We start from the raw sequence: 16,254 nt of genomic DNA, 5'->3' as shown, positions 1-16,254 counted from the left end.
ATGCCCTAAGCATGAGCCATTTATTGGTAAACCACATAACGGAACACACTCAGGGTAATAGCTTTAATCTTACCAGCGGTAGTGAGCAAATGCTTTGTTCGCTTCAGCCATTTTGTGAGTGTCTTCACGTTTTTTGACTGCACCACCTGTATTATTTGCAGCATCTAAGATTTCGTTAGCTAAACGATCTTCCATAGTTTTTTCACCACGAAGACGCGCATAGTTTACTAACCAACGTAATCCAAGAGTAGTACGACGTTCTGGGCGCACCTCAACTGGTACTTGGTAGTTAGAACCACCTACACGACGAGCTTTAACTTCTAATACTGGCATAATATTATTAATTGCTTCTTCGAACACTTCTAATGCATCACGACCACTACGTTGTTCAACAAGATCAAATGCAGAATAAAGAATTCTTTGAGCTGTTCCACGTTTACCGTCTAACATAATTTTGTTAATTAATTTAGTAACTAACTTAGAGTTATGAATTGGATCTGGTAATACATCTCTTTTAGGTACTGATCCTTTACGAGGCATAATCTAAATCCTCCCTTCCTATTATAGTATATTATTAAAAGATATATTTAAAATTTACGTAATCTTAAACTTAATTTTTTGGTTTTTTAGTTCCGTATAATGAACGTCCTTGTCTACGTCCATCAACACCTGAAGTATCAAGTGCACCACGTACGATATGGTAACGCACACCAGGTAAGTCTTTCACTCGTCCACCACGAACAAGTACAACACTGTGTTCTTGTAAGTTGTGTCCGATACCAGGAATGTATGCGTTAACTTCAATGTTATTTGATAAACGCACACGTGCATATTTACGTAACGCAGAGTTAGGTTTTTTAGGTGTCATTGTACCTACACGAGTACATACACCACGTTTTTGAGGTGAGTTTAAGTTAGTAAATTGTTTCTTTTTACTATTGAAACCTCTGTTTAAAGCTGGTGAATCTGATTGTTTCGTTTTGCTTTTTCTTGGTTTACGTACTAATTGGTTAATAGTTGGCATTGAATATGTCCTCCTCTCTTCGTTTTTTTAATCCCACACATCCAGGTGGTTCATTTTAAGGTTAAATAAAATTTAGTAAGTAAAACACTTACTAATTCTCACTTATTAATGCAACTATTGTCGCATTAACATTAATACCTACATATTTTCCTAACGCATGTTGGCTAGAAAAAAATGAGACTGGTATGTTTTTATGATTGATATAGCTTAACACGCGAGTTAGTAAATGAACTTCAACGTCTTGAGCAATAATCAATGATGTAACTTGATCTTTCTTTAACGCTTTAAGCGTTTCTTTAAGACCAACTACATATTGTTGTTTGTTAAAGCGTGCAACTTTTTCATTAGACATCTACATATCCTCCAAAGTTCTGCTTGCATCAACCTTTAATATATTAACATTATTTGTTACTAATAGTCAACAACTTATATTTGCATTTATAAATAAAATACAAAGCACTTCAAAATTTCATAGTAATTATTACAACATCTATAATTTATAGCAAAAAGAAGAGAGTGGGACATAAATTAAGCTAAACGCATCGTCCCACTCTTGAATGATATCTCTAGCACAAATATTTTCGTCTGAAAATCTCTGTACTAGAATTTTATGGTTCATAATTTTCGGCCTAATGCATGATTTGTGATAATGTCATAAATCAAAGTCTAATTAGACTCATTAATCTATCGTTTCAACTTCTTCACTTGTTTCTGTTACTGGTGCAGTAGCTTTATCGTATTGAATATCACTATAACGTCTCATACCAGTACCAGCAGGAATTAACTTACCAATAATAACATTCTCTTTAAGACCAAGTAAATCATCACGTTTACCTTTAATAGCTGCATCAGTAAGCACACGTGTTGTTTCTTGGAATGAAGCTGCTGATAAGAAGCTTTCAGTTTCCAGAGAAGCTTTAGTAATACCAAGTAATACTGGTTTAGCTGTAGCTGGACGTTTACGATGTTTGAATGCATCTCTGTTAGCGTCAGTAAAGTTATGAATATCAACTAGTGAACCTGGTAATAATTTAGTGTCACCAGCTTCAATGATGCGAACTTTACGTAACATTTGTCTTACCATAACTTCAACGTGTTTGTCGTCAATTTCAACACCTTGCATACGGTAAACTTTTTGTACTTCTTTTAATAAGTAACTTTCAGTTGCATTTAAGCCTGCTACAGATAAATAGTTTTTAGGTTCAATTGAACCTTCTGTTAGAACTTCACCACGTTCAACAGATTGACCTATTTCAACTTTAAGTCTTGAAGTACCTGATGCTAGATAAGATCTAGTTTCATTAGCACCTTTAACAATTATTTCTTGTTGGCGATCTTTTGCTAACTTAATATCATCAACTACACCTTCGATTTCAGTAATCACAGCTTGACCTTTTGGATTACGTGCCTCAAAGATTTCTTGGATACGAGGAAGACCTTGAGTGATGTCACTTCCTGCTACACCACCAGTGTGGAATGTACGCATTGTAAGTTGGGTACCTGGTTCACCGATAGATTGAGCGGCAATTGTACCAACTGCTTCACCCACTTCAACTTTTTCACCAGTAGCAAGGTTTTTACCATAACATTTTTCACATACACCATGACGTGTGTTACATGTAAATGCTGAGCGTATATACATTTGCTCAATACCTGCATCAGTGATTTGTTTTGCAATATCTGGTGTAATTAATTCGTCTGGGCGAATAATTACTTCGTCTGTTTCAGGATGTCGAATTGTTTCTTTAGAATAACGACCTTCGATACGTTCGATAAATGGTTCAATCATTTCAGTTCCTTCTTTTATATCAGAAACTAATAAACCACGGTCTGTACCACAATCTTCTTCACGAACGATAACATCTTGTGCTACATCAACAAGACGACGAGTAAGGTAACCAGAATCAGCTGTTTTAAGTGCTGTATCGGCAAGACCTTTACGCGCACCGTGTGTAGAAATAAAGTATTCTAATACCGTTAAACCTTCACGGAATGAAGATGTGATTGGTAATTCAATAATCTTACCAGATGGTGCTGCCATTAATCCACGCATACCAGCTAATTGAGTGAAGTTTGATGCATTACCACGGGCACCAGAATCACTCATCATAAATATTGGGTTAGTTTTTTCAAGAGACTGCATTAATTCGCCTTGAATTTGGTCTTTTGCGTCAGTCCAAATTTCTACAACAGCATTGTAACGCTCGTCTTCAGTGATTAAACCACGATTATACTGTTTAGTCACACGTTCAACTAATTTTTCATGTTCATCTAAAATGTCTTGTTTATCTGGAAGTACAACAATGTCAGAAACACCAACAGTAATACCAGCTTTAGATGAGAATTTGAATCCTAAATCTTTCATTCTATCAAGCATCATTGAAGTATCAGTAATGCTAAATCTATTGAATACTTCTGCGATGATATTTCCTAAGAACTTTTTGTTGAAAGGTTCAATAAGTTCTGTATTATCAAAGTATTCTTTTAGTCCACCTTCACCTAATTGTGTAGGATCAACAAAGTATTTATCAGGTGTCGTTCTTTCTAGGTTAGCTTGACTTGGTTCATTAATGTATGCAAATGAATCAGGAATAATTTCATTGAAAATAATTTTACCTACTGAAGTAGCTAAAATTTTGCTATTTTGCTCATCAGTAAACGTTGGATTATTAAATGAATTAGCATGAACACCAATACGAGTGTGTAGATGTACATAACCATTTGCATAAGCTTTTAAAACCTCATTAGTATCGCTAAAGATTGCACCAGTATTCACGGCATCTTTTCGCTCTAATGTTAGGTAATAGTTACCTAAAACCATATCTTGTGATGGTGTTACAACTGGCTTACCATCTTTAGGGTTTAGGATGTTTTGTGCTGCAAGCATAAGCATACGTGCTTCAGCTTGAGCTTCTTTTGATAATGGAACGTGAACAGCCATTTGGTCACCATCAAAGTCTGCATTATAAGCAGTTGTAACAAGAGGGTGAAGGCGAATTGCACGACCTTCTACTAGAGTAGGTTCAAATGCCTGAATACCTAGTCTGTGTAGTGTTGGAGCACGGTTTAATAGTACTGGGTGCTCAGTTATAACATCTTCAAGCACATCCCAAACTTCATCGTCCATACGTTCAATTTTACTTTTAGCATTTTTAATGTTTGTTGCAATTTCACGCTGAACTAACTCTTTCATAACGAATGGTTTAAATAATTCAAGCGCCATTTCTTTTGGTAAACCACATTGATACATTTTCAAGCTTGGTCCAACTGCGATAACTGAACGTCCTGAATAGTCAACACGTTTACCTAGTAAGTTTTGACGGAAACGTCCTTGCTTACCTTTAAGCATATGTGAAAGAGATTTCAATGGACGGTTACCTGGTCCCGTTACAGGGCGACCACGACGACCATTGTCAATTAAAGCATCGACTGCTTCTTGTAACATACGTTTTTCATTTTGAACAATGATGCCTGGTGCTCCAAGGTCTAATAAACGTTTCAAACGGTTGTTACGATTGATAACTCGACGATACAAGTCATTTAAATCACTTGTAGCGAAACGTCCACCATCTAATTGAACCATCGGACGAATTTCAGGTGGTATAATAGGTAATACATCTAAAATCATCCAAGAAGGATTATTCCCAGAATTTCTAAATGACTCAACTACCTCTAAACGTTTAATCGCACGAGTTAATCTTTGACCTGTTGCAGATTCAAGCTCATCACGTAACTCTTTTAATTCTTCATCTAAATCAATTTCTTCTAATAGGTCTTTTATACCTTCTGCACCCATTTTGGCAACAAATTGATTTGGGTATTTGTCATAATATTCTCTGAATTCAGCTTCAGATAATAATGTTTTCTTTTCAAGTCCAGTTGGTCCTGGATCAACTACAACATATGAAGCGAAGTATATTACTTCTTCCAATGCTCTAGGAGACATATCTAATAATAGCCCCATACGACTTGGAATTCCTTTGAAATACCAAATGTGAGATACGGGTGCTGCTAATTCAATATGACCCATTCTTTCACGACGCACTTTTGATTTCGTTACTTCAACGCCACATCTATCACATACCATACCTTTGTAGCGTACACGTTTGTACTTACCACAACTACATTCCCAATCTTTAGTAGGTCCGAAAATTCTTTCACAGAATAGACCATCTTTTTCAGGCTTAAGTGTACGGTAATTTATTGTTTCAGGTTTCTTAACTTCACCATAAGACCAAGAGCGAATTTTTTCAGGTGAAGCCAATCCTATTTTCATATAATGGAAATTATTTACATCAATCAAGGAGCCTACCTCCTTCAATTTAGATTAGCTGTGCTATTTGATTGATTACATTCATTGAAATTAAATACCTTAAAGAGGTTGAAATGACTAACATTTCATACCTCTAAGGTTTCAGTTATCTTAAGTGCTTATTAATCGGTAGTTTCTTTTTGTGATTCTGGAGCACTCTTTTGTTGTAAATCTACTTTGCGTTCTGCTGCATCTTCGTCATCAACATCGGCCATTTCGATTTCATTATCATGCTCATCCATCACTTTAACATCTAGACCTAAACTTTGTAGTTCTTTCATCAATACTCGGAATGATTCTGGAACACTAGGTCTAGAAATATTCTCACCTTTAACTATAGACTCGTAAGTTTTAACACGACCTACAGTATCATCAGATTTATAAGTTAAGATTTCTTGTAAAGTATAAGCAGCACCATAAGCTTCAAGTGCCCATACCTCCATCTCACCGAAACGTTGACCACCAAATTGTGCTTTACCACCTAATGGTTGTTGTGTAACAAGTGAGTATGGTCCAGTAGAACGTGCATGTAACTTATCATCTACCATGTGTGCAAGTTTAAGCATATACATGACACCAACTGAAATACGATTATCGAAAGGTTCACCAGTTCGTCCATCGTATAGGACAGTTTTACCATCACGCGCCATTCCAGCTTCTTCGATAGTTGACCAAACATCATCATCGTTGGCACCATCAAACACTGGAGAAGCAACGTGGATTCCTAAGTTTTTAGCTGCCATACCTAAATGTAATTCTAATACTTGTCCAATGTTCATACGTGATGGTACACCTAATGGGTTTAACATAATGTCGATTGGTCGACCATCTGGTAAATATGGCATATCTTCTTCTGGAACAATCTTAGAAATAACACCTTTGTTACCGTGACGACCACACATTTTGTCACCAACATGTATTTTACGTTTTTGGACAATATATACACGTACTAATTGGTTAACTCCAGGAGATAAAGTATCGTCTCCTTCTTCACGATTAAAGACTTTAACATCTAAAACGATACCGCCAGCACCATGAGGTACACGTAATGATGTATCACGAACCTCACGTGCTTTTTCACCAAAGATAGCGTGTAATAATCTCTCTTCAGCTGTTAATTCTGTTACACCTTTAGGCGTTACTTTACCTACTAAGATGTCACCGTCTTTAACCTCTGCACCAACGTAAACGATACCACGATCATCTAAGTTCTTAAGTGCACTTTCAGATACGTTTGGAATATCACGTGTGATTTCCTCAGGTCCTAATTTCGTATCACGAGCTTCTGACTCATACTCTTCAATATGAATAGATGTATATACATCATCTTTAACTAATCGTTCACTCATAATTACAGCATCCTCATAGTTGTAACCGTCCCATGTCATGAAACCAACAACTACATTTCGTCCTAATGCCATTTCTCCTAATTCCATTGAAGGACCGTCCGCTAAAATCTCATTATATTCAACAACATCACCAATTGATACAATCGGACGTTGGTTATAACAAGTACCAGAGTTTGAACGCTTGAATTTCGCTAAAGGATAACGATCTAATTCACCTTCATGCTCAGTTCCATTTTCTTCAACTAAACGACGAACTAAAATTTCATTAGATTCAACATGTTCAACGCGTCCTCTATGCTTAGCAGTGATTGCAGCACCAGAATCTCTTGCGGCTACATGTTCCATACCTGTACCCACAAATGGAGCTTCAGGATTCATTAAAGGCACTGCTTGACGTTGCATGTTTGCTCCCATTAACGCACGGTTAGAGTCGTCATTTTCTAAGAATGGAATACATGCTGTTGCTGCTGAAACAACTTGTTTTGGTGAAACGTCCATGTAATCCATTTTCTCTTTAGCCATAACAGTGTTATTACCACGGAAACGACAAACAACTTCATCATCTAAGAAACGTCCATTTTCATCAAGTCTAGAATTAGCCTGTGCAACAACATAGCTATCCTCTTCATCAGCTGTCAAATAATCTATTTGATCGGTGATTGAGTTTGTATCTAAATCCACTTTACGATATGGCGTTTCAATAAAACCAAATTCATTCACTCTAGCATAACTTGACAATGAGTTTATTAAACCAATATTAGGACCCTCAGGTGTTTCAATTGGACACATACGCCCATAGTGAGAGTAGTGAACGTCACGCACTTCCATTTGAGCACGTTCACGTGTTAATCCACCAGGCCCTAAAGCAGATAAACGACGTTTGTGCGTTAACTCTGCTAACGGGTTAGCTTGGTCCATGAATTGAGATAATTGTGAACTACCAAAGAATTCTTTGATTGATGCAATAACTGGTCTGATATTAATCAGTTGTTGTGGCGTAATAGAATCTGTATCTTGTATTGACATTCTTTCACGAACAACACGTTCCATTCTTGATAAACCGATACGGAATTGATTTTGTAATAGCTCACCGACAGAACGTAAACGACGATTACCTAAATGATCAATATCATCTGTATAACCAATGCCATTCAATAAGTTGAAGAAATAACTCATTGAGGCAACAATATCTGCTGGAGTAATACATTTAACTTCAGAATCAGGTAGTGCATTACCAATGACAGTAGTCGTACGACCTTCTTCATCGTTAGGCACATATACTTTAATAGATTGGATTTCTACAGGTTCGTCAATTACGCTACCTTCAAGTTCAAATACTTCGCTATTAGCGTTTGTTTCTAATACGTCCATGATTTCGTCAAGTTTACGACGATCTAAAACTGTTCCTTCGTCAACGACAATTTCACCAGTTTCACTGTTAACAATTGGCTCTGCTAATTTTTGATTGAACAAACGATGTTTTAGGTGTAATTTTTTGTTCGCTTTATAACGACCTACACTAGCCAAATCATAGCGTTTAGGGTCGAAGAAACGAGAATATAATAAACTTTTAGCATTTTCTACTGTTGGTGGTTCGCCAGGACGTAAACGTTCATAAATCTCTAATAAAGCTTGTTCTGTATTTTCTGTCCCATCTTTTTCTAATGTATTACGTAAATACTCGCTGTCTCCTAATAAGTCAACAATTTCTTGATCAGTTGAGAAACCTAGCGCACGTAGTAATACAGTCAATGGTAATTTACGTGTTCTATCGATACGAACATATACAACATCTTTAGCATCCGTCTCATACTCTAACCAAGCACCACGGTTAGGAATGATTGTTGCATCATAGTTTTCACGTCCATTTTTATCGATTTTCTCATTAAAATACACGGATGGTGAGCGAACTAATTGAGATACGATAACACGTTCAGCACCATTAATTACGAACGTACCTGTATCTGTCATCAGTGGAAAATCACCCATGAAGACTTCTTGTTCTTTAACTTCACCAGTTTCTTTAATAATAAGACGCACTTTCACACGAAGAGGTGCAGCATAAGTAGCGTCACGGTTTTTTGATTCTTCTAAATCATATTTAGGTTCACCTAATCTGTAATCTACAAATTCTAAAGATAGGTTGCCAGTGAAATCTTCAATTGGAGAAATATCTCTGAACATTTCTAATAAACCTTCTTTAAGGAACCAATCATAAGATTTTGTTTGAATTTCTATTAAGTTTGGTAATTCTAATACTTCTGAAATTCTCGCGTAATTTCTACGTTTACGATGTCTTCCATATTGGACAACTTGACCTGCCAAACAGATTCACCCCTCAAAAATTGTGTGTTCACCCTTACTTTTCAATTGAATATAATAAATAATATAAAAGACAAAAAGAAAACGGCAACACATATGATGACACCATTTTCGATTTCTATTTACACTTAATTAATTTATCCATTTTACGTAAAAGTACACACTTATTGAACATAAATTTTTACATTTTATAACTATATCAGAATACCATTTCGAAATCAACCTTTTATACTTTTCAAAATATAATATCCTTTACTCTTAGCTATAATTTCTACATTGCCAAATAGTTCTTCTATTTTCTTTTTAGCTGAAGGCATACCTTGCTTTTTTTGAATGACGACATAAAGTTCACCTGTAGTCTTGAGTCTGTCAAACGCTTGTTCAAAGATTCGATGAACAATGTCCTTACCAGCTCTAATAGGGGGATTAGTTAAAATGTAATCAAAGCACTGATGATTGACAGCAGATAAACAATTACTTTCCATAATCGTTACATTATCCACTTGATTTTTCGTCTTATTCATTTCTGCCAACGCCAAGGCTCTATTGTTAATATCCAACATTGTAATCTGATGGTGTGGAGATGCTTTTCCTATTGCTAAACCGATAGGACCATATCCACATCCTACATCCGCAATGGTTTTACTTGGACCTGGAGGATGTTCTTTTAAAAATGTTTTAATTAGTAAGTCTGATCCAAAATCCACACTATCTTTTGAAAACACTCCAGCGTCAGTAGTAAGTTCTAGTTGCACATTTTTTATTTGATAACTAATTCTTTTTGGGTTACTTTTAACATCAGGTTGCTCATCGTAATAATGACTCATTTCTTCACCTCTATTTTTATCATTCAATCCAAAAGCATTTAGTATGCTTGTATTAATTAATTGAAAAACCCCGTTATTAGAATAACGGGGTTTTAACTTCTCAAAGAATTCAGGTTGCATTTGCATTGAAATCTATATTAAATAGGTTAAACATACATTTTCAACCTAACTATTTAATTAGAAAGTAGAAACTATTTTAATTCTACGCTAGCTCCAACTTCTTCTAATTGTTCTTTAAGTTTTTCAGCATCTTCTTTAGGCATAGCTTCTTTAATTACTTTAGGAGCTCCGTCTACTAATTCTTTAGCATCTTTTAATCCTAAGCCAGTTGCTTCTTTAACTGCTTTAACAACTTTAATTTTTGAAGATCCAGCTGAAGTTAATTCAACATCAAATTCAGTTTTTTCAGCTGCATCATCTCCGCCACCAGCTGCACCTGCTGCTGCTACTGGAGCTGCTGCAGTTACACCAAATTCTTCTTCAATTGCTTTTACTAAATCGTTTAATTCTAATACTGACATTTCTTTAATTGCTTCAATGATTTGTTCTTGATTAGCCATTTTATATTTCCTCCATTAATTTAATTTTTATGCGCAATTATTCAGCGCTTTCTTCTTTTTGTTCTCCAACAGCTTTAACTGCATAAGCGAAGTTGCGTACAGGTGCTTGTAATACAGATAAAAGCATAGATACAAGACCATCGTGTGAAGGTAATGAACCAACTGTTTTAACTTCTTCAGCAGAGATAACGTTACCTTCCATAACGCCTGTTTTAACTTCTAAAGCTTCATGTTCTTTTGCAAATCCCGCAATAACTTTTGCTGGTGCAACAACATCTTCAGTAGAAGTTGCGATTGCTGTAGGACCTGTTAAGAATTCATCCAAGCCTTCGATACCTGCTTGTTCAGCAGCACGACGAACCATAGTGTTTTTGTATACTTTATACTCAACACCAGCTTCACGTAATTGTGAACGTAATTCAGTAACTTCTGCTACAGTTAAACCACGGTAGTCAACGATAACTGTTGAAACTGAATTTTTAAGTTGTTCAGCGATAGTATCGACTTGTTGTTTTTTTGCTTCAATGATAGCAGACATTCAGACACCTCCATTTAAATTTATTGGGTGCTTTTTTTAATCACAATAAAAAAAGCACTTTCTACCCACGGCAAAAAGTGCTTGAAAGATCATTAATCATCACGTTCAAGTCAATTTTAGCCTCGGTAGGATATTGTTTTAAGTTATTAATAACTCCTACTGTCTTAGGTAAAATAATCACAAGTATTAATATAACTGCTTTAGTATAAAAAGTCAACAAAAAATTACAGACTAAAATTGATAGTTAGCCTGTAATTTGTTTTCTATTTAAAATTTATAGTTTGAAAGATGAAGTATCGACTTTCACTCCAGGACCCATTGTTGTTGTAACAGCAACAGATTTGAAGTAAGTACCCTTAGCAGAAGCTGGTTTAGCTTTCGCTAATACATCTTGTAAAGTTCTGAAGTTATCAACTAATTTTTCTTCATCGAATGACACTTTACCAATTGACGCATGTACAATACCTGCTTTTTCAGCACGGTATTCTACCTTACCTGCTTTGATTTCTTCAACTGCTTTTTTAACATCCATTGTTACAGTGCCAGTTTTAGGGTTAGGCATTAAACCTTTAGGTCCTAATACTCGACCAAGTTTACCAACTTCACCCATCATGTCAGGTGTAGCTACAACTACATCAAAATCAAACCAACCTTGTTGGATTTTTTGTACGTAATCTGCTTCACCTACATAATCTGCGCCTGCTTCTTCAGCTTCAGTGATTTTATCGCCTTTAGCGAAAACGAGTACACGTTGTGATTTACCAGTACCGTGTGGTAATACTACTGCACCACGGATTTGTTGGTCATTTTTACGTGTATCAATTCCTAAACGGAATGCAACTTCAACAGAAGCGTCGAAATTAGCAACGCTAGTTTCTTTAGCTAATTTGATTGCTTCTTCAACACTATAATATTGAGTGCGGTCAACTTTACTAGCTGCTTCTTGATACTTTTTACCTTTTTTAGCCATTTATAGTTCCTCCTTTAGTGGTTTTAGCGGAATTTCCTCCCACATTCACTTGCGCCTTGCAAGTTAAGAGCAGATAACAGAGATGAACGTTAACATCACTACTTTGCAATGTTAGCAAACCAATAGACAATATTCATTGTATACCTATCTGTTACCTGCTTTTTATCGTCTAAATTAAGTTTATTTCAAATTAATTTAAAAAGTTTTGCTTTATTATTGTACAGTGATACCCATGCTACGTGCAGTACCTTCAATAATACGCATTGCCGCTTCTTCGTCTGCAGCATTTAAGTCTTGCATTTTTGTTTGAGCAATTTCGCGTACTTGATCTTTAGTTACTGTTGCAACTTTAGTTTTATTAGGTTCACCAGAACCTTTTTCAACACCAGCTGCTTTTTTAAGTAGTACTGGAGCCGGTGGAGTTTTTGTAATGAATGTAAATGAACGGTCTTCATAAACACTGATTTCTACCGGAATGATTAAACCTGCTTGTTCTTGCGTACGAGCATTAAATTCTTTACAGAATCCCATAATGTTCACACCTGCTTGACCTAATGCTGGACCAACTGGTGGTGCTGGATTCGCTTTACCTGCAGGAATTTGCAATTTAACTACTTTTTCTACTTTTTTAGCCACGATGTGCACCTCCTTGATATCGTGATGTGGTCACAGGGCTTAGTTTTGCCCTCCCACTCTTAAACATTTCGTGACGAAATGAGCGCTATAAAAGCGCGACCACATTATTTTAACACTCATATTGATAAAAAATCAATAGTAAAATTTCATCTTTACTAACTACGCTATTATTATTTGTTTTATTTTATACATTCATAACGTTTGTTTATGTACATCCATCACTTATAAATAAAGGGATATACTTTTCTAACCTACAATTCTATTTTCTTTTATTGAATATATTTTTTGATCTATTCAAATGTGTTTTGAATAAATTTAAACAAAATAGTTTTATAATTTTTCAATTTGGTCAAATTCAACTTCTACAGGTGTTTCGCGACCAAACATATCCACAAGTACAGTAAGCTTGAATTTATCCGCTTCAATCTCTTGTACTTCTCCAACTTGATTAGCAAAAGGACCTGATTGGATACGAACTTGTTCTCCAACATCGAGTTCAACATCTATTGTTTTCTCTTTAAGACCCATTTGCTTAAGAATGAAGCGTACTTCTTCAGGAAGTAGTGGGTTAGGTTTTGAGCCTGCACCTGCAGATCCGACAAATCCTGTAACTCCAGGAGTATTTCTAACTACATACCACGACTCATCTGTCATGATTAACTCAACTAACACATATCCAGGAAATGTTTTCTTCACAAGCTTTTTAGCTTTCCCGTCCTTAACTTGAGTTTCTTCCTCTTCTGGTATGACAACTCTGAAAATTTGTTCAGTCATATTCATAGATTCTACTCTTTTTTCTAAATTCTTTTTAACTTTATTTTCATATCCAGAATAGGTATGTACAGCATACCAACGCTTAGCGCCTACTTCTTCAGACATGTCTTCACTCCTAACCTAAAAATAATTGTTTTAATGCATTAATTCCTATGTCTAAGGCATAGAAAAAGACTAAGAAGAATATCACTGTAGATACAACTATTATTGTATATTTAAATAATTCTTCCTTAGTTGGCCAACTCGTCTTTTCCATTTCTGACTTAACGCCTTTAAAGAAACTTTCTTTTTTAGCCATCATAAGACCTCCACACTCTATGACTTTCTAATGAAAGTCATATTCAATTAATTGATATCATCTTATTTTGATTCTTTATGAACTGTATGCGCGTTACATCTTGGACAGTATTTTTTTAAAGTAAGTCTCGTTGCTGAGCCTTCTTTTTTAGGAACATTGTAATTCCGATTGCCACAATTCTCACAATTCAAAGGTACTTTCTTCACAATTATTCACCTTTACTCATTATAATACCAATATACTATACATAAGTATTGTATTAAATGTCAAACTTATACGCCACGCTATAATTTCCTCACTATACAGTATACTATTTACATATTATTTTCTTATTTAAAACTTCTTTTAAGTTTCCATTTACTACGTTGAATCGCATTATAAACAACTTTGGATTCTAAATTTAAAACCATGGCAATCTCTTTTGGCTTGTAATCATTAAGTAGTAATCGAATAATACGTCTTTCCATTCGACTGAGTTTGTCTTCGCTTCTTTTAAAAGCTAATGTTAATTCATTTCTAATTATCGATCTTTCTATATCGTTTAATGCCAAAGTAGCATTATATTCAACAATACATTCATTAACAAGTAGCGGTTGACGTTTATAATTCGCTCTTACTTTTCTAAGATAGTCATATTTAACCGAACGAATTAAGAAGTAAATATAATGTTCTATTGGTACACCTTGTTGATGGTCGAATTTATGCAAGGCACGGTAGAATTTAATAACAATCTCTTGATACATGTCCTCAATGTCATACTTATTATGGGAGATATACCTTATTTTTTTGTAAATCAGTGGCTTTAGTTCTTCTATTAAAGACTCAAATAGTTCTTCAGAACATTTATTTTCTGTTTGCGATAGACACATTGCTGTATATTCTTGTTGCTGTTTATTCAGATTCATATATCTAACCTTTCGAGTAAGTTGAAATTAGTTTATATGAAATCTATCTAAAATCACAACAGAGCAAAATTAGTCTTTTTTCTGATTGCCACGTCTAATCTTTTCAAATTCTTCAAGTATCTCATTAGATAACGGAATTCTAATTCTTGGTTTCTTTTCGCTAAAATCATCAAGTGACTTGTTAACAACAACCTCATTTTCTTTTAATTCACGCCACATTTCTCTTGAAGAAATACGATATGCACCTGAACCAAAAATAGCATGTTGTTCACTCATATCACTTGTTACAACGGTAATGTGTGTCGTGTGTTTATTATATAGTTCATACACGTAGCGTTCTATAAAACTATCTGCAGTTTCTTTTTCTTTAGTAAAGATTGTTTTGACGCCATGATAGAAGTATTCCCTTTCTATCCCTGACTGTTCATAGGCATCAAATACACAGACAATTTCATCTGCTATTAATGCATTGTAGTTGGCAATTGTGTCTAATAATTGCTCTCTAGCTTCTTCTAAATTCTCTTTAGCAACAGTGCTAAGTGTTGAGGATTGGCCAATCATATTGTAGCCATCTATAATTAAGTATCTTTTCTTCATGACTTTTCCTCTAACTGATGACGTTTACGATATACTTCATACATCATTAAACTTGCAGCCACAGAAGCGTTCAAGCTATTGACATGTCCAACCATTGGAATCTTAATATGAAAATCACACTTATCACTCACTAAACGACTCATACCTTGCCCCTCACTACCTATAACAATACCTAGTGACATATCTGCTTGTAAATCTCTATAATCCGTTGCATTACTAGCTTCTGTACCCGCAATCCAAAAGCCGCTGTCTTTTAATTCATCGATAGTTTTCGAAAGATTAGTAACTCTTATGACCGGAACATGCTGAATCGCTCCTGTAGAAGCTTTGGCAACAGTCTGTGTTAACGCAACTGATCGTCTTTTAGGTATAATAACCGCATCAACACCAGAAGCATCTGCTGTTCTTAATATAGAGCCAAGATTATGCGGATCTTCTAAACCATCTAAAATGATAACAGTTGAATAACGGTCTTTTTTCTTTTGTTTTTGTAAAAATTCATCGAAGTTTGCATATTCATATGGGGCTACTAAAGCAGCCACACCCTGGTGAGGTGCATTTGCTAAAAAATCTAATTTAGATTTTGGTACCGTTTGTACAATTAATTTTTGTGATTTTGCATTTTTTAAAATGTCGTTAATTTGTTGCTTTTTTATACCATCTTGAATCAAAATCTTATTTATGGCGTGACCTGATATAATTGCTTCTTTAACTGCGTGTCTACCTACTATCACTATATCTTCCACATTCACACTACCTTTCATCCACTATCCTAACAATTGTTTCTAATAAGTTTTCTAATCGTTCTGATTGATGATCTAAATATAAAAATCCGATAACAGCTTCTAACGCTGAACTTTTACGATAAGTTTGAATGTCAGTATTTTTAGCCTTTGTATAACTTTTAGCGTTACGTCCTCGTTTTAAAACACTTAGCTCTTCCTCTGTAAACCAGTCAATATCTAACAAATACTCTAAAGTCTCAGCTTGACTTTTCGCTGAAACGTAACTTTTCGATACTTGGTGCAAACGATGAGGTTTACTTTGTAATTTTAGCACGATATATTCACGCACATGTTGATCAAGTACTGCATCACCCATATATGCCAATGTTAAAGGATTAAGAAGTTTTACATTCATAT

17 protein-coding genes and 1 other annotated feature are annotated in these 16,254 nt (G+C 35.2%); all 17 genes read right to left on the bottom strand.

Annotated elements, in window-relative coordinates; translation table 11 throughout:
• Positions 1-69: 69 nt before the first annotated feature.
• The 17 genes from rpsG to HMPREF3058_RS06290 all read right to left on the bottom strand — a co-directional run bounded on the left by rpsG (position 70) and on the right by HMPREF3058_RS06290 (position 16,252).
• Entirely contained in the window at positions 70-540 is a 471-nt protein-coding gene (rpsG, locus tag HMPREF3058_RS06370; RefSeq protein ID WP_001137495.1) for a 30S ribosomal protein S7, read from the bottom strand.
• A gap of 70 nt (positions 541-610) precedes the next feature.
• Complete coding sequence (gene rpsL / locus HMPREF3058_RS06365; protein ID WP_001833079.1) at positions 611-1,024, bottom strand: 30S ribosomal protein S12; 414 nt, start codon at positions 1,022-1,024, stop codon at positions 611-613.
• 91 nt (positions 1,025-1,115) lie between these two features.
• Positions 1,116-1,376, bottom strand: coding sequence for a ribosomal L7Ae/L30e/S12e/Gadd45 family protein (locus HMPREF3058_RS06360; protein WP_002475490.1), 261 nt, complete (start codon positions 1,374-1,376; stop codon positions 1,116-1,118).
• A 327-nt stretch (positions 1,377-1,703) separates the two neighbouring features.
• Complete coding sequence (rpoC, locus tag HMPREF3058_RS06355) at positions 1,704-5,300, bottom strand: DNA-directed RNA polymerase subunit beta' (protein ID WP_162152231.1); 3,597 nt, start codon at positions 5,298-5,300, stop codon at positions 1,704-1,706.
• 158 nt (positions 5,301-5,458) lie between these two features.
• Positions 5,459-9,010: a DNA-directed RNA polymerase subunit beta gene (gene rpoB, locus HMPREF3058_RS06350; RefSeq protein WP_001833083.1), complete on the bottom strand. Its 3,552-nt coding sequence runs from the start codon at positions 9,008-9,010 to the stop codon at positions 5,459-5,461.
• Between the two features lie 215 nt (positions 9,011-9,225).
• On the bottom strand, positions 9,226-9,834 hold the full coding sequence (locus HMPREF3058_RS06345; RefSeq protein ID WP_002496963.1) for a class I SAM-dependent methyltransferase: 609 nt from the start codon (positions 9,832-9,834) through the stop codon (positions 9,226-9,228).
• Positions 9,835-10,025: 191 nt separating this feature from the next.
• Positions 10,026-10,394 (bottom strand): 50S ribosomal protein L7/L12, encoded by a 369-nt coding sequence (rplL, locus tag HMPREF3058_RS06340; RefSeq protein WP_002491456.1) that lies wholly within the window; start codon positions 10,392-10,394, stop codon positions 10,026-10,028.
• A 37-nt stretch (positions 10,395-10,431) separates the two neighbouring features.
• Positions 10,432-10,932: a 50S ribosomal protein L10 gene (gene rplJ / locus HMPREF3058_RS06335; protein WP_001832306.1), complete on the bottom strand. Its 501-nt coding sequence runs from the start codon at positions 10,930-10,932 to the stop codon at positions 10,432-10,434.
• A gap of 39 nt (positions 10,933-10,971) precedes the next feature.
• Positions 10,972-11,119: a sequence feature (ribosomal protein L10 leader region), on the bottom strand.
• Positions 11,120-11,206: 87 nt separating this feature from the next.
• Positions 11,207-11,902, bottom strand: coding sequence for a 50S ribosomal protein L1 (gene rplA / locus HMPREF3058_RS06330; RefSeq protein WP_001832314.1), 696 nt, complete (start codon positions 11,900-11,902; stop codon positions 11,207-11,209).
• Between the two features lie 213 nt (positions 11,903-12,115).
• Positions 12,116-12,538, bottom strand: coding sequence for a 50S ribosomal protein L11 (gene rplK, locus HMPREF3058_RS06325; RefSeq protein ID WP_001832298.1), 423 nt, complete (start codon positions 12,536-12,538; stop codon positions 12,116-12,118).
• A gap of 330 nt (positions 12,539-12,868) precedes the next feature.
• On the bottom strand, positions 12,869-13,417 hold the full coding sequence (gene nusG / locus HMPREF3058_RS06320; RefSeq protein ID WP_002458643.1) for a transcription termination/antitermination protein NusG: 549 nt from the start codon (positions 13,415-13,417) through the stop codon (positions 12,869-12,871).
• A gap of 10 nt (positions 13,418-13,427) precedes the next feature.
• A complete protein-coding gene (secE, locus tag HMPREF3058_RS06315) occupies positions 13,428-13,610 on the bottom strand; it encodes a preprotein translocase subunit SecE (RefSeq protein ID WP_002438679.1) in 183 nt (60 codons plus the stop codon).
• A 62-nt stretch (positions 13,611-13,672) separates the two neighbouring features.
• A complete protein-coding gene (rpmG, locus tag HMPREF3058_RS06310) occupies positions 13,673-13,816 on the bottom strand; it encodes a 50S ribosomal protein L33 (protein WP_001832285.1) in 144 nt (47 codons plus the stop codon).
• 123 nt (positions 13,817-13,939) lie between these two features.
• Complete coding sequence (locus HMPREF3058_RS06305) at positions 13,940-14,515, bottom strand: sigma-70 family RNA polymerase sigma factor (protein ID WP_002499553.1); 576 nt, start codon at positions 14,513-14,515, stop codon at positions 13,940-13,942.
• A 69-nt stretch (positions 14,516-14,584) separates the two neighbouring features.
• Complete coding sequence (locus HMPREF3058_RS06300; RefSeq protein ID WP_001832317.1) at positions 14,585-15,112, bottom strand: NYN domain-containing protein; 528 nt, start codon at positions 15,110-15,112, stop codon at positions 14,585-14,587.
• Positions 15,109-15,858 carry a 23S rRNA (guanosine(2251)-2'-O)-methyltransferase RlmB gene (gene rlmB, locus HMPREF3058_RS06295; protein WP_002458646.1) on the bottom strand — a complete coding sequence of 250 codons (750 nt, stop codon included), beginning with the start codon at positions 15,856-15,858 and terminating at the stop codon, positions 15,109-15,111. Before rlmB ends, HMPREF3058_RS06300 begins: the two co-directional genes overlap by 4 nt.
• Positions 15,859-15,865: 7 nt before the next feature.
• Positions 15,866-16,252, bottom strand: coding sequence for a Mini-ribonuclease 3 (locus HMPREF3058_RS06290; protein WP_002458647.1), 387 nt, complete (start codon positions 16,250-16,252; stop codon positions 15,866-15,868).
• Positions 16,253-16,254: the final 2 nt, after the last annotated feature.

This window comes from Staphylococcus sp. HMSC068G11, assembly GCF_001815825.1.
GTDB lineage: Bacteria > Bacillota > Bacilli > Staphylococcales > Staphylococcaceae > Staphylococcus > Staphylococcus epidermidis.
Note: the sequence above shows the minus strand (reverse complement) of the source record. Positions and strands in the feature narration are given on the sequence as shown.